General features: G+C 50.3%; 12 protein-coding genes. 11 read left to right on the top strand and 1 reads right to left on the bottom strand.

The window, feature by feature from the left end; genetic code table 11:
- Positions 1-4: 4 nt before the first annotated feature.
- A complete protein-coding gene (locus AXA67_03475; protein ID KXJ41867.1) occupies positions 5-2,341 on the bottom strand; it encodes a peptidase in 2,337 nt (778 codons plus the stop codon).
- Positions 2,342-2,758: 417 nt separating this feature from the next.
- Between AXA67_03475 and AXA67_03470 the strand changes: the two genes are divergently transcribed.
- The 11 genes from AXA67_03470 (at position 2,759) to AXA67_03420 (ending at position 15,378) form a co-directional block, all read left to right on the top strand.
- Positions 2,759-3,820, top strand: a complete 1,062-nt coding sequence (locus AXA67_03470) for a pilus assembly protein PilM (protein KXJ41866.1) — start codon at positions 2,759-2,761, stop codon at positions 3,818-3,820.
- A 1-nt stretch (position 3,821) separates the two neighbouring features.
- Positions 3,822-4,397 carry a pilus assembly protein PilN gene (locus tag AXA67_03465; protein ID KXJ41865.1) on the top strand — a complete coding sequence of 192 codons (576 nt, stop codon included), beginning with the start codon at positions 3,822-3,824 and terminating at the stop codon, positions 4,395-4,397.
- A complete protein-coding gene (locus tag AXA67_03460) occupies positions 4,394-5,023 on the top strand; it encodes a pilus assembly protein PilO (GenBank protein ID KXJ41864.1) in 630 nt (209 codons plus the stop codon). Before AXA67_03465 ends, AXA67_03460 begins: the two co-directional genes overlap by 4 nt.
- Positions 5,024-5,067: 44 nt before the next feature.
- On the top strand, positions 5,068-5,571 hold the full coding sequence (locus tag AXA67_03455) for a pilus assembly protein PilP (protein ID KXJ41911.1): 504 nt from the start codon (positions 5,068-5,070) through the stop codon (positions 5,569-5,571).
- Between the two features lie 129 nt (positions 5,572-5,700).
- Positions 5,701-7,779 carry a hypothetical protein gene (locus AXA67_03450; protein KXJ41910.1) on the top strand — a complete coding sequence of 693 codons (2,079 nt, stop codon included), beginning with the start codon at positions 5,701-5,703 and terminating at the stop codon, positions 7,777-7,779.
- A gap of 10 nt (positions 7,780-7,789) precedes the next feature.
- Positions 7,790-9,472, top strand: coding sequence for a hypothetical protein (locus AXA67_03445; protein KXJ41863.1), 1,683 nt, complete (start codon positions 7,790-7,792; stop codon positions 9,470-9,472).
- 68 nt (positions 9,473-9,540) lie between these two features.
- A complete protein-coding gene (gene aroK, locus AXA67_03440; protein KXJ41862.1) occupies positions 9,541-10,092 on the top strand; it encodes a shikimate kinase in 552 nt (183 codons plus the stop codon).
- A complete protein-coding gene (locus AXA67_03435) occupies positions 10,073-11,152 on the top strand; it encodes a 3-dehydroquinate synthase (protein ID KXJ41861.1) in 1,080 nt (359 codons plus the stop codon). The genes aroK and AXA67_03435 overlap by 20 nt, the downstream gene beginning before the upstream one ends.
- On the top strand, positions 11,142-12,707 hold the full coding sequence (locus AXA67_03430) for a hypothetical protein (protein ID KXJ41860.1): 1,566 nt from the start codon (positions 11,142-11,144) through the stop codon (positions 12,705-12,707). Before AXA67_03435 ends, AXA67_03430 begins: the two co-directional genes overlap by 11 nt.
- Positions 12,708-12,853: 146 nt before the next feature.
- Positions 12,854-13,924: a uroporphyrinogen decarboxylase gene (gene hemE / locus AXA67_03425; protein KXJ41909.1), complete on the top strand. Its 1,071-nt coding sequence runs from the start codon at positions 12,854-12,856 to the stop codon at positions 13,922-13,924.
- Positions 13,921-15,378, top strand: a complete 1,458-nt coding sequence (locus tag AXA67_03420; protein KXJ41859.1) for a hypothetical protein — start codon at positions 13,921-13,923, stop codon at positions 15,376-15,378. Before hemE ends, AXA67_03420 begins: the two co-directional genes overlap by 4 nt.
- Positions 15,379-15,404 lie beyond the last annotated feature (26 nt).

The raw sequence follows: 15,404 nt of genomic DNA, 5'->3' as shown, positions 1-15,404 counted from the left end.
GTCGTTAAAATAATGAATTTAAAACCGAATCCTGGGGTTGTTGAGAATCATTTTGAAAATTAGCCGTTTCTTCTTCCGGGGCAAACTCTTCTCTAAAAATTTCATGGATTGCGTGGGCATTGGAAGTAACGCGCAATCCTGTTTCTGGATTGATAGGGACAGTTACGATTCCTTTTGGCATGGGAAAGGCATTTTCCGGCTGATCTTTGAGGGCAGTCTTCATATATTCTATCCAAATCGGCAGCGCAGCCTTGCCGCCTGTCTCGCCATTGCCCAATGGCTTGGCGGAATCGAATCCCACCCAAGAAACCGCGACTAGCGGCGAAGCATAGCCATTAAACCAGGCATCTCTTTGATCATTAGTGGTGCCGGTTTTACCGGCAAGATCGGATCGCTTTAATACTTTTGCCTTGACGGCGGTTCCCCGCCTGACGACATCTTGCAGCAAAGAGTGCATGATGTAATGAATTCTGGGCGCCAAGATACGCGGGGCTGAATCCAGGCATTGGTTACAGGCGCGCTTTGGTTGCGATTGTTCAATGACTGTGCCATCGGCGGTTTCGATCCGCTCTATATAATAAGGATTGATGCGGTAACCTCCATTGGCAAATACAGAGAACATCCGCGCCATGTCCAAAGGTGTTGCCGTGCCGCTACCTAGGGCTAGGGTTGGGCTTTTGGGTAGCTGCTCCGGTTTGAAGCCAAATCGCCGCGCTACTTCAATGACCTTGTCCAAACCCACTTCTTGCAGCAAGCGGATGGACACCAAATTTCTGGAATTGCGGAGCGCCACCCGGAGCCGGGTAGGGCCATAAAATCGGCCGCTGTAATTCTGCGGCCGCCAGTCTCCTTCACTGTCCGTATAAACAATGGGCGCATCATTAAATAAGCTGGCGGCGGTAAAACCGGATTCTAAAGCGGCGGTATAGAGCACCGGCTTGAACCCAGAACCAGGCTGGCGCTGGGCATCCGTAACGCGGTTGAATTTACTCAAGGCGAAATCATAACCTCCCACAAGCGCAATGATGGCGCCGGTTCGGCTATCGACTGAGACGAGAGCGCCTTCAACCTTGGGAATTTGCGTCAGCCGCCATTGACCATCCTTGGTGAAGCGCACTCGGATTAAATCTCCCGGCTTTAAAACCTGGGTGACGGAAGTAGGCGGCTTGCCAAGATGATTGTTAGCCAAGGCAGGCCTGGCCCAGCGGATATTTTCCCAAGTCAGAGTGATGGTTTTGTCTTGCTCTAAAAGCACGTTTGCTGAATTAGCCCGGGGGTTGATGGAAGTAACCCAGCCAGGCGTAGTGAGCCCCTTAGTGCCCATTTTGGCAAGGGATTGCGTGACCTGTTCTATAGGTGTATTCAGGGGGAGCTTCCCTTCCGGGCCACGATAGCCGTGACGTTCATCATATTGATGAAGCCCCTTTTTTACAGCCAAATCAGCGGCTTTTTGCAGTTGCAAATTCAAGGTAGTGAATACCCGATAGCCTTCTGAATAGATAGCCTCTCCATAACGTTCAAACAAATCTTGCCGGACCATTTCAGCCAAATGAGATGCTAACAGCGTTTCCTTGGGTTTGTGCAGATTGGCTGTGACTGGTTGGGCAATGGCTTGATTATATTCACGCACTTCAATCATGCCATGTTCCAGCATATGTTTAAGAATGTAGTTACGCCTTTCCAGAGCCCGGCTAGGGTTGGTGATCGGATTGTAGCGCGATGGCGCCTTGGGGAGCCCGGCTATCATGGCATATTGGGCAAGATTCAGTTCAGCTAGATCCTTACCGTAGTAAACATTAGCGGCGGCGGCTACGCCATAAGCGTGATGGCCCAAATAGATTTTGTTGAGATACAACTCAAGGATTTCATCTTTGCTTAAATGTCGTTCGATTTTTAACGCCAGGAGGATTTCCTTGATTTTCCGTTCATAGGTTTTTTCCGGGCTTAAAAAGAAGTTGCGCGCCACCTGCATGGTAATGGTACTGCCGCCTTGCCGCTTTTGACCGCTGCGGATTAACTCAATAGCAGCCCGTAAAATGCCTTGAATATCAACCCCGTTATGTTGATAAAAACGGGCATCTTCGGCCGCGAGAACAGCGTCAATCATGGGCTTGGGAATTTGTTTGATATCCAGTGGCGTGCGTTTTTTATCCCCAAACTGGGCAATCAATTGGCCATCGTGGCTGTAAATTTCCAGGGGCAGTTGATACTTGACTTCCCGTAGTTGATCGGGGTTGGGCAGTTGTGGATTATAGAGGTAGTAAACACCCCCCAATAATGCGCCACCCAAGAGTAATAACAAGAGCAAAAACCAGACAAATCCTTTGAGTAATCCACGCATGAAAGTTTTTTAAATACTAAAATTTGAGTAAGTAATGAAAATATTCAGAGTAACAGTACGAAAAGCCAAAGCCCTGTCTGCTGCTTCTCGATGTTTGAATTCAAAATATGTGGGAGCAAAAAACTAAAAGCATAAACGAAAAGCAATTAATCACTTCTGAATACAAAAACCTACTTTTCAGGATAGATTGCCTTGCCTAAGGATGACAGCCTACCTGACTTTTCAATGGGGCTTGATGTAGGGCTCTCGCATTTATTGGTTTTTGGCTGGTTTTGAAGGACCGATCGTGTCATGCCACAGCCAACTTATTTTTTTTTACTATACTACAAACTACGACAGGGGCGCTCGATATGCGTTCATTGTCCACACAGGGTATCCAGATCGATTTGTATTGCAGCCCGAAGGAAGTAAGTCTCTATGTTATTCAAACGCAAAAAGCCGCCCTTATTGGGAATAGATATCAGCTCCGCCGCAGTGAAGTTGATTGAACTCAGTAAAAACGGCGACCGTTACCGGGTCGAAAGTTATGCCGTTGAGCCTTTGCCGCCCGATGCCGTGGTGGAGAAAAACATCACCAATGTGGAAACCATTGGCAAGGTATTAAAGTCGGTCGTGAAGAAATCCGGTACCCGTCTCAAGCATGCGGCTGTGGCAGTGTCAGGTTCGGCGGTGATTACCAAAGTGATTGCCATGCCAGCGTCTTTAAGTGAGCAGGAATTGGAAGAGCAAATTGAGCTGGAAGCCGATCAATATATCCCGTATTCATTAGACGAAGTCAGTCTGGATTTTGAGGTCTTGGGCCCCAATGACAAAAATCCGGAAATGAACGATGTCTTACTGGCGGCTTCTCGCCGGGAAAATGTCGACAACCGGGTGGCTGCCCTGGAGTTGGCTGGCCTGAAGGCGGCGGTAGTCGATGTGGAAGCTTATGCTTTGGAAAACACCTTCGGGCTACTGAGTGCGCATATGCCGGACAATGTGACGGAGGAAAGCGCCATAGCCGTTGCCGATGTGGGCGCGACCATGACTACCTTTAATGTGCTTTATAAAAACCGGATCATTTATACACGGGAGCAAGGGTTCGGGGGTAAGCAGCTGACCGAGGAAATCCAGCGCCGCTATGGCTTGTCTTACGAAGAGGCCGGGTTGGCGAAGAAGCATGGCGGCCTGCCTGATAGTTATGTAACAGAAGTATTGGAACCTTTTCGCGTGGCCATGGCCCAGCAGATCGGCCGCTCCCTGCAATTTTTCATGTCTTCCAGCGCCCACCGCAGTGTTGACGCCGTAGTACTGGCCGGAGGATGTGCTTCCATCAATGGCATTAGTCAGTTGGTGGGAAAAAAGATAGGAATTCCCACTATCATGGCGAATCCTTTTGTCAATATGTCGTTGTCGAGCCGGGTCAACGCCCAGAATTTGCGTGACGACGCTCCGGCTATGATGATTGCCTGTGGACTAGCATTGAGGAGTTTTGACTGACATGGCACGGATCAATTTACTGCCTTGGCGCGAGGAACTGCGCAAGCAGCAGCAAAAGGAGTTTTTTTTAAGTATCGCGTTGGCGACAGGGTTGACGGCTTTTACCATGTTCCTGGTGCACATGGCCATCGCGGACAAAATTGAATACCAGGAGCAGAGGAATCGTTACCTGACCATGCAGATCGCGGTACTGGACAAGAAAATCAAGGAAATTCGCGATCTGGAAAAAAAGAAGGAAACCCTGATTTCAAAAATGGAAATCATTCAGAGCCTTCAATCCAGCCGCCCTGAAATTGTCCACTTGTTCGATTCTGTTGCCCGCACGGTGCCAGAGGGCGTGTATATCACCAAACTTACTCAATCGGGCGATAACTTGTCTGTGGATGGATTTGCCCAATCCAATGCCCGGGTATCGGCCTATATGCGCAATATCGAATCTTCGCCGTGGCTGGAAAAACCTCAATTGCAAATTATCGAGACAAAAGCCAAATCCAAACACGAACGGGAAGGACGCTTTTCTTTGAAGATCAAACAGGCCCATCCGAAAGCTAACGAAAATGAAGGCGGCAAGTCATGAATTTGTCTGAAGTCAACTGGGAACTTGAAGCGGCGGGGACCTGGCCCCTGCCCATCAAACTAGCAACGATTGGTATTTTGTGCGCGGTGGTTGCAGGCCTTTGGTTTTATTTTGACACCCAAGATCAACTGGCACAGCTTGAAACTGTTCAAAAGAAGGAAAAGGAGCTCAAGCAAACCTTCGAGTTCAAGCAGCGCAAGGCCGCCAACCTGGATGAATACAAACAGCAATTGGCGGAAATGGAAAAATCCTTTGGAGATATGTTGCGCCAGCTTCCCAATAAAGCAGAAGTGCCGGATTTGTTGGTGGATGTTTCCCAAACCGGTCTGGCCAGCGGTTTGGAATTTGAATTATTCCAACCCCAACCTGAAATCAAAAAAGAGTTCTATGCGGAACTTCCCATCAAAGTGCGAGTTGTTGGGGATTATCAAGAATTGGGGTCGTTCGTCAGTGGTTTGGCGTCACTGCCTCGTATTGTGACAATTCACAATGTGCAGATTGAACCCCTGAAAAAAAAGAAAGAGCTGGTCATGAATGCTTTGATCAAGACCTATCGCTATCTGGATGAAGATGAAATTGGCGCCCAAAAGGGTAAGAAGAAAGGTAGAAAGCGGGGAAGACGATGACAATGGGAATCTTGCGTGAGCCTTTAGCTTTAAACAATAAATCGCTGTTAGTTGTGATTTGTTGCGTGCTCTTAACTGCTTGTAGTGGCCGGGATATGTCAGATTTAGAAGCCTATGTGGCCGAAGTCAAGGCCCGCCCCAAGGCGCCCATCAAACCCTTGCCGGAAATCCAGACAGTGGAAACCTTCGTCTTTGATCCCGAAGGTTTGCGGGACCCATTTGCGCCCGCTAAAGTGGCTCAGCCACCCCGGACCGCAATGATAGGCAGTGGCATTAAGCCGGATCTTGCGCGGCCAAAGGAGGAGTTGGAATCCTACGCGTTGGATAGTTTGCGCATGATGGGGACTGTCAAGAAGGATGGTCAGCTTTGGGCTTTAATTGGTACTTCGGAAGGGACGATTTACCGGGTCCGGCCAGGAAATTATCTGGGCCGCAATCACGGCAAGATTGTCCGTATTTTGGATGATCGGGTAGAGATCGTGGAAATTGTTCCCGATGCCCCGGGTACATGGCGAGAGCGGCAAGCGGCCTTGGCCTTGGCGCAATAAATTATTTGGCTTTTGTAATTTTAGGAAAACCAGTAAGGGTAGATACATATGTTTGATGTAAACGCTTTTAAAAAGCAGATATGTTGGGGGAAAGTGTGGATATTGATTCTGGGCTGGCTATGGGCATCGGTGGCTGCTGCCGAAACCATGCAACTGCGAGATATCCAATTTATTACCTTGCCTGGGGATAAGCTGCAGCTCAAGCTTACATTGGATGGCCCGGCATTCAGTCCCAAGGCCTATAAAACCGACAATCCTGCGCGTATCTTTTTGGATCTGCCCGATGTAAAAAATGCTTTGGGTAAAAAAGCGATTCCGGTAAACACTGGGGTTGTGACCAGTGTCAATGTGGTGGAAGCCGATAACCGCACCCGGGTTGTGATCAATCTGGTTTCTCAAGTACCTTTTGATATTCATACCGAGGGCCGTGAAATCTATGTCACTTTGAAAAATGCAGGCGCAATAGCAACTTCTGCTGCTCCTGTGACTTCAAAAGGATTGTCCGGCCAACGAATTGAAAAAATTGATTTCCGCCGCGGCCCCCGGGGTGAAGGTAGGATTATGGTATTTCTCGCCAGCCCCAATACGTTGGTGGATCTGCGTGAGGAAGGGGGTAAAGTCGTCGCGACTTTCCTTAATACCCAGCTACCGCCCAATTTGGCAAAGAAGCTGGATGTCACTGATTTCGCCACGCCGGTGAAAAGCATCGAGGCGTTTTCTGATGGCCGAAAGACCCAACTGGTGATTACGCCGGCAACTGCTGCTTATGATTATCTTTCTTACCAGTCAGACCGGCTGTTGACTTTGGAATTCAGGCCTTTGACCCCGGCCCAAAAGGCGGAGCGGAAAAAGAAAAAGTTTCCTTATACTGGGGAGCGGCTGTCGCTGAACTTCCAGGATATTCCAGTGCGTTCCGTACTTCAAATCCTGGCGGATTTCACAGGCCTGAACATTATTGCCAGTGATTCTGTACAAGGGAATGTGACCTTAAAACTGAATAATGTCCCCTGGGATCAAGCGTTAGATTTGGTATTGAAGGCGAAGGGATTGGGTAAACGCAAGGAAGGTAATGTGGTTTGGGTGGCTCCCCTGGATGAGATCATCAAGCTGGAAAAGAAAGAGCTGGAGCACGTCCAGTTCCGGGAACAGAAAGAGCCATTGCGCACCGAGCTTATCCAACTCAATTACGCCAAAGCCGCAGATATTTTGAAGGTGCTCAAGGGGATGCAGAAGACTACTTCCCAGACGAGCACCCAGCAAAATCAGGCCCAAGGCATATCTCAATACACCAAGACTTTCGAAGAAACCACTGCTAAGGAAACCGTCGCTGGCGGATCGATTCTTTCTCCACGGGGAGAGGTGAATATCGATGAGCGGACCAATATCCTGATTGTCAAGGACACTGCCAGCAATTTGGAAGCGATTCGCAGGCTTATCAAGGAGTTGGACCGGCCCGTACGCCAAGTACTTATTGAGTCCCGGGTAGTTATCGCCAGCGATGATTTTGGCCGCGAACTGGGGGTTCGCCTCAATGGCTCCAAGCGCGGTGGAAACCAGGGTCAAGGTGGCAGCCTGGGCCAAGGTACACAAACATTATTTGGCGGTACCCAAGGGACGAATTTTGGGATTGTTGATTTGCCTGCCGCCATTGGTCCGGGTGCCGGAGGCGGTTTTGGCATCGCCATCTTCAAGCTCAATAAGTTCCTGATGCAGTTGGAACTCTCCGCCCTCCAGGATGAGAATCGAGGGGAAGTGGTTTCCATGCCGCGGGTGATTACCCAGGATCAGACCCAGGCTTCAATTGAGCAGGGTGTTGAGATTCCCTTCCAGACCGTAAGCCAAAATGGGACTCAAACCCAATTCAAAAAGGCGGTCCTGAAATTACAAGTGACTCCTCATATCACCCCAGATGACAATGTGGTGATGGATCTTCTTGTGAAAAAAGACTCTCGGGGTGAGCTGACTCCCAACGGGCTAGCAATTAATAAACGTGAGATACAAACCACGGTTCAAGTGGCGAATGGGGAGACAGTAGTACTGGGTGGTGTTTACGATAGAGAAAAAAATAAGACGGTGAATAAAGTTCCCTTCTTTGGCGATCTTCCCGTCGTGGGCTTTCTGTTCCGTAAGGAAGTATTAGCGGATAAGAAGTTGGAACTATTGGTATTCATAACCCCCAAGATTCTCAAATCAATGAATTTGCAATGAGGTTGGATTAATGCATGGAAAAAGAATTGTAAAAGGTGGCGAGATGTTGCGTGGGTTGATAGGAAGTGCTGTCCTGTTGGTGACATGTTCAATTCCTGTACAAGCTGATTTGCTGGAAAACTTATTGAACGGGCAAAATCCCTTTCCCACAGGAGGTACTGGGGCTGGTGGTACATCTACCACCGGAAGCAGTAGTAGCGGTACTAACACGGGGGGAACGGCTAGTGGCACGGGTTCTGGCGCAGGGACTGGTACGGGAGTTACTACTGGTGAAGGAACAAATACCAGTGCAGAAGGGGAGGAAAAAAGCCAAAGGTTTCAAGAATTAATTACTATTGCCAAGGGAGAATTGGAGCCGAATAACCACTTGGCGGTTGCTGACCCTCTTTCCCCGGGCCAGCCCGTGAAGGGGCAGCTTTTTTCGATTGAAGATCAGGATTGGTATTCTATCAATACCACTGAGCCAAAAGCCGAAGTGACTATTGAAATGCCTTCAGGACTGGCTGCTTGGAATATTACGATACGCGATCGGTCCGGCAATGTTTTGGCGGCCAAAAACAGCAGCAAGTCCAGCGACCTTGTTTTTTCCACGACTTTGGAAAAGCCGGGAAAATATTATGTTGTTGTATCCAATCTGGAGGATTCAAGAGAGGATTATGTGCTCCTCGTCAGTGGGAGTAACTTGGCAAACCCTGGCGGCAGGCACCCCGATCCCAATTTCCATGACGCCGAAACCGAACTGAACAATGCCCTGGCGGATGCTAATGGTATTGGTTCTGTCGTTCAATTGGTGGGGCATTTGTCCACAGAATCTGACATTGATATCTATAAACTGGAAAGCCAGGGAGACGAGATCCTTTCCGTGGAGCTTTGTCCTGGCAATGCCGCTTGTGCCAATCAAATTGGCGAGGAAGGCGGTCCTTGGGTTGTCTATATTTTTGATGGCGGCAAAGTCAGTCAAGAAATGCTGGATGAGGAAAGACCTTTGTTCGTTTGTGTTGGTGAGACCACACCAACCACGATTTTAGTGCATCATTTATATCTTTCACTGAATGACGGCGTGTTTTCTCCGGCTTTGCTGGGCATTATTGATCCTGCTTTTGGCGTGAGCAAACAGGTAGAAGTCGGATTGCGCAACCCGGGTACTTATTACTTAGTTGTGTCTTCACCATTGAAGCGGGATGAAGACGGCAGTGTCAGAATCAAGGAAGAGGTTAAATGTGGTAAAGATGCCGAAGGTAAAGATAGAACCATCAAGGAAGAAAAAATCATTGTTTTTCCATTCAGTGACGATCAATACGATTTGCGTGTCGTGCAAACCAAATTGACGCCTTCCATCTCCCCTGTACAAAGCGCAAGTTTGGAGGCCAATCGTTCCACCTTTATGGGAGATGTGATGTATATTCCTGTAGTGGAAGCCAATGGCATGGAGTATTCTGCTGAGCTTCGCATGTTTAAACGTAGTAATGAGATTATGTTTGAACTGCTACGGGTTGATTCTTTAGGTCCCATACAGGAGGTCATGGATACCCAGGATCTGGAACGGGAAGCGGGGAAAGCAAGTCTTGAAGGGGATGTGGTGCATATCCCAACCGCGGAGTTCAATGGCCACTACTACTCCGGAGACCTGCGGATGGTCAAAGAAAATGGTAAGCTATTGTTCAAATTGATCAGGGCTCAGCGGCTCAACTGACAATCGGTTTACCGATTTTCTGTCGAGGCCGGGCTTGTCCCGGCCTTTTTTATTCGGCTGATTTGGTTATGCGGCGCAATAACAATCTTTATTTGGTTGGCCCCATGGGAGCGGGCAAAACAACCATTGGTCGTTTCCTCGCGAATGCGTTAGGACGGGATTTTTATGATAGCGACAAGGAAATCGAAGCCAGGACCGGCGTATCCATTCCGGTGATCTTTGAATATGAAGGCGAGGAAGGTTTCCGTAAGCGGGAAAGTGAAGCGCTGGCGGAATTGATAAAGCTGCAAAACATTGTATTGGCCACCGGCGGGGGGATTGTATTGAGGCCGGAAAACCGCGCGCGATTGGCGCAAAACGGTTTTGTGGTCTATCTGCGTTGCCCTGTGGATAAACAAATCCTGCGAACCCGCAAGGACACTAACCGGCCATTGCTGAATGTACCTGATCCAGGAAAACGCTTGCGGGAACTGATGGCGGTTCGGGATCCTCTATATACTTCCATTGCTGATTTGATCATTGATACCGGCATTTGCTCCAGCCGCGCCGCAACCCGCAAAATCCTCAAGGCATATCAACCTACGCAAGAAAACTCCTTTGATGAAAATCGTCAACATTGACTTAGGCAAGCGCAGTTATCCCATCTATATTGGTATTCATTTGCTGGGCAACGAGGGCTTGGTCAACCGGCATTTGCAATCCAATCAGGTAATGGTGGTCACAAATGAAACCATAGCGCCCTTATATTTAACCAAGGTGATGGATGTCTTAAAGGCGCCGGTCAAGGAATCCTTAATTGTGCCGGACGGAGAAATTTATAAAAATCTGGAGTCGGTCAACCGGATTTTTGATGCATTGCTTGATCTGCGCTTTAGCCGCAATGCCACCTTGATTGCACTAGGGGGCGGAGTGATTGGCGACATTGTGGGCTTTGCCGCGGCGTGTTATCAACGGGGAATTCCATTTATCCAGATACCCACCACGCTGCTGGCGCAAGTGGATTCCTCGGTTGGAGGCAAAACCGGCGTCAATCACCCCAAGGGCAAAAACATGATTGGCGCTTTCTATCAGCCCCAATGCGTGATTGCTGATACCAAGGTTTTGGATACCCTGGATGAGCGGCAATTCAAAGCAGGAATTGCCGAGATCATTAAATATGGCTTGATTCGCGATGCGGATTTTTTCTGCTGGCTGGAAACGAATATGGATGCACTGCTGGCACGGGATGACGAGGCATTGGCCTTCGCCATTGAGCGTAGTTGTATCAACAAAGCCGAGGTGGTGGCCGAAGACGAGAGAGAATCAGGGCTGCGCGCTATCTTGAATTTCGGGCATACCTTTGGTCATGCCATTGAAACCGGTACCGATTATGAACAATACTTGCATGGGGAAGCTGTCGCCATAGGCATGTGCCAGGCGGCGGATTTGTCCCGACGCCTGGGTTGGTTGCATCATAATGAGGTGAACCGTATCGAAAAACTGGTCCAGCGGGCAGGCTTGCCCACCTTGCCACCTAAGTCTCTGGATACGGATCGTTTCTTGGAATTGATGGCCGTCGATAAGAAAAATATCAATGGCAAGCTCCGCTTGATTTTACTGGAATCCGTCGGCCGGGCGGCTTTGCCACAGTCGGTGCCTTTAGAACATTTACGAGCGACGCTAAGCGATTATGGTAGATGAATACAGTCACCTTCAAGCTGAATTAAATGAAGCAGGCCCGATAGCTCACTCATTTAACTATCTTTCCCCGGAGCGCAGACAGAAATTCGATTTGCTGCTTCACTTGCTTGTCAACCTGAGTCAACCTTTGCTTCTGACCGGCCCAGAGGGCATTGGCAAATCCACTTTTTTGTCCTGTTTGCAGGAGTTTGCGCCCGATGGCTGGCGTGTATGCACCGTGGAATGCACCCCTCAGCTCAGCTTTGAGGAAATTGAAAATACCCTGGGCCGGTTTTTGGGCGTGGAGAAAGCCACCCTTTCCGAAACCGAACCAGCCTTGATACGGCCACTGGCCAATATGCAGCGGGATGGGCGGATACTCGTGTTGGCCTTGGATAATGCGGGCTGTTTGATGCCGGGTGTATTTGATGCAGTGTGCCGTTTCATTAGCACCGACCCTGCTTTGCGTTTGGTTGCGACGCTGCGTCCAGACGAATTGCACGTGAAAGCTAGCACGGATCCTTGGGCGGTAGAGCAAGCCCATGTGATTGAGCTTCCTCCATTAACTGAATCACAGTGCGGCGAATTTGTCCGTTCCCTTTGGAGCAAGTCTCATCGTTCCTCAGATCCGTTTACGGAGGAAATTGGCCGGCGCATTTACCGTGAATCCCACGGGATTCCTGCCGGGATCAAAAGATTGGCGCAAGAATTCAAGGGAAATCCCCCCATTTATTGGCACAAGGCCATGGCCAAGCCCGTTTATCTTGGTTTGACCGCGCTCGTTTTAGCGGTGGTCGGGATGACTTGGTGGTATCAGTCAAAAGCGCCGGAAGCCCCTGAACCAGGTTCTTCCGTGGTGGACCGGAAAGAAAAGACATCCATTCCGGTCGTTGTAAAATCTGCGCCATCACCGGTTGAGAATGAAAAGCAGGAGATAGCTGAAAATCCGAAGTCTTCCGTCAAGGCTGAGAATCTGCGGGAAAAAGCAGGCCCACTCCCAGTAGAAACCGGTTCTGCGGAAATGCCAGAAGATGTTTTGGCTAGGGAGGGATCGAAACTTAAGCAAGCGCCTATATCCCATGCCCGGTTGAATGAATCTTTACCCAAGGCTGAGCCTGAAATAAAAAAAACGTCGCCTGCACCTTCGCAGCCCCCAGTGACATTGAACAAAACCAAAATAGAGCCCGAGACTTTGAGCCGGTCTCCGGAAAATCCCGTAACCAAGGCATCCCAAAACCCCGGCGAACTGCTGGAAACCAAACTGGCATCTTTGGGTATAAAAGACCGCGCTTGGCTGTTGGCGCAAAATCCCTCCAATTACACCCTACAGATAGCTGCGTTTGACAAGCCGGAAGATCTGTTGGCATTTGCCAAGCGCTATGCGCATCTTGGTTCCTTGGCGGTCTACCGGAAAAAGCGCATGGGCAAGGATTGGTACTCGTTGGTTTATGGGGTGTATACCGATAACATAGAAGCCAAGCAAGCCATCAAGCGCCTACCCCCTGCTCTGGGCAATCCTTGGCTCAGGCGTGTGGGGGTGGTGCAAAAGGAAATCCGCTTGGCTGGTTCTCCCTAGCTAGTTTTTGGAATTTCTGCCTTTAAACTTTATGCGGGAAAGGTGTTCCGGTCTGCCATCAGCGGGACGCCGTGAACCCATCCCTGGTGGCACCGACACTTGCTGTTGGAATAATGATGGCCAAATTCTTATCTACAAACTTTGGAATGACAATGAATGAAAATCCCTATTTGATTGATGCCCTGTTGCGCCGTCCGGTGTCTCGAACACCGGTCTGGTTTATGCGCCAGGCGGGCCGTTATCTGCCTGAATACCGCAAGGTGCGGGAACAAGCGGGTAGTTTTATGAGTCTGTGCACCAACCCGGAGCTTGCCTGCGAAGTCACCCTCCAGCCGCTGCGGCGTTTCCGGCTGGATGCGGCGATCTTGTTTTCCGATATTCTCACCATTCCCGATGCCATGGGCCTTGGCCTGTCCTTTGCCGAGGGCGAGGGACCGCGCTTTGCGCACCCATTGCGCAGCGCTGCGGATATTGAAAGTTTACCCATTCCCGATCCCGAAGCCGAATTGGGCTATGTGATGGACGCGGTGCGGTTGATTCGCCGGGAGCTCGCCGGAAAGACCCCATTGATCGGTTTTGCCGGCAGTCCTTGGACCTTGGCCACCTATATGGTGGAAGGGCGCGGCAGCCGGGATTTTAAGCAAGTCAAAAAATTGCTTTACGACGCGCCGGATCTGATGGCCACTTTGTTGGACAAATTGGCCATGGCGGTGGCGGATTATCTGAATGCCCAAATTGCCGCGGGAGTGCAAGCGGTCATGATTTTCGATACTTGGGGCGGCATGTTGACCACGGAAGACTACCTGGATTTTTCTCTGAAGGCTGCTGAAAAGGTCCGTCAACGGCTGCAAACCCATCAAGGGGGTCAAAAAATCCCCGTGATTTTATTTACCAAGGGTGGCGGGCAATGGTTGGAATCCATGGCCGATGCCGGGTTCGATGCCCTGGGGTTGGATTGGACTTGTGATATTCATCAGGCCCGTAAAAGGGTAGGAGAGCAGGTTGCTCTGCAAGGGAATCTGGATCCTGTGGCTTTATATGCGTCACCTGCCACTATCCGTAATAAAGTCGGGCATATCTTGGAAGCCTTTGGGAAGGGCAGTGGCCACGTGTTCAATTTAGGCCATGGTATTTCACCGGATGTCGATCCCGCCCATGTGGAGGCGATGGTGGAAGCCGTGCACGAACTGAGCCCGAAATTGCATTCTTCCATGTGAAACCGCTTATTCTCGGCATCGCCCTGGTAATTTTTGCCGGGCTGGCACTGGCCCTGGATCTGGGGGATTCTCCCCAGACCGGCCACATGGCGGCGATTGCCATATTAATGGCGCTGCTGTGGATTACCGAGGCAATTCCCCTCGCCGCTACCGCCCTGTTGCCTTTGGTGCTTTTTCCCTTGTTTGGTATCGCCGCCACCAAGGTGGTGGCGGCCAAATATATGAATTCCACGGTGTTTCTGTTACTGGGCGGGTTTATGATTGCTCAGGCCATGGAACGCTGGCAACTTCATCGGCGCATTGCGCTAACGGTGCTTGCCTGGTTTGGCGGCAGACCCGCGTCTTTGATGATGGGCTTCATTGTCGCCACCGCATTTCTTTCCATGTGGATATCCAACACCGCCACGACCTTGGTGATGCTGCCCATCGCCTTGGCGATTTTGGCCCGTTTTGAAGCATTGCTGGGGCCGCGGCAGGCGCATCGATTCGCCGTGGTGCTGTTGTTGGCGATTGCCTATGCCGCTTCCATCGGCGGCATGATGACGCTGGTGGGGACAGCGCCCAACCTGGTTTTTGCCCGCTTGTATGAAGAGACCACAGGGCAGGAAGTGGATTTTCTGCGCTGGATGATGATTGGCCTGCCGGTGGGGATAACGATGTTGATGGCGTTAGTGCTGTATCTCAAGAGCGTTTATCTGCGGCGGTTACCAAAATTGGAACAGCTGGAAACCATTGTCGCCCAGGAAAGAGCCCGGCAAGGCAGGATCAGCCGCGAGGAAAAACTGGTCGCCTGGGTATTCGCCGCTACCGCCATATTATGGATCAGCCGCAAGGGCGTGACCTTGAATAATTTCCACTTGCCTGGCTGGCAGCAGTGGCTTGCCTTTGGTGATTTGATTGACGACGGGACTGTCGCCATTGCCATGGCGATCTTGTTATTTCTGCTGCCGGCCCGCGGCGACTCGGGGCAACGGACCACCTTGTTGGATCAAGGTGTTTTCATGAGACTGCCCTGGCCGGTAGTGATTCTGTTTGGCGGCGGTTTTGCGTTGGCGTCCGGGTTCGAGCAAAGTGGCCTGTCCACTTGGATTGCGTCTCAACTACAGGGACTGGCGGGAACTGGCATGCTGGGTTTGATGGTCTCGGTATCCACGGGCATGACATTTCTGACTGAGCTGACTTCTAATACGGCCACCACCCAACTGGTATTGCCCATTCTTGCCTCGTTGGCCAAGGCGTTGGCACTGGAACCGGTTTGGCTGATGTTGCCCGCCACGGTATCGGCTTCCTGCGCCTTCATGTTCCCCGTCGCCACGCCGCCTAACGCCATTATTTTCGGCAGCGGCCGGGTTCGGGTGTGGGAAATGGTCAAAACCGGCCTGATATTGAATCTGGTGGGTATTGTGGTGGTGACAGGATTGTTGAAATGGTTGATTCCAAAGGTGTTTTTGTGATTTGTTATAATGGCTTTCAATCCTGA

The sequence above is a fragment of the Methylothermaceae bacteria B42 genome (assembly GCA_001566965.1).
Classification (GTDB): Bacteria; Pseudomonadota; Gammaproteobacteria; order Methylococcales; family Methylothermaceae; genus Methylohalobius.
This window is presented reverse-complemented; position numbering and strand designations above follow the sequence as displayed.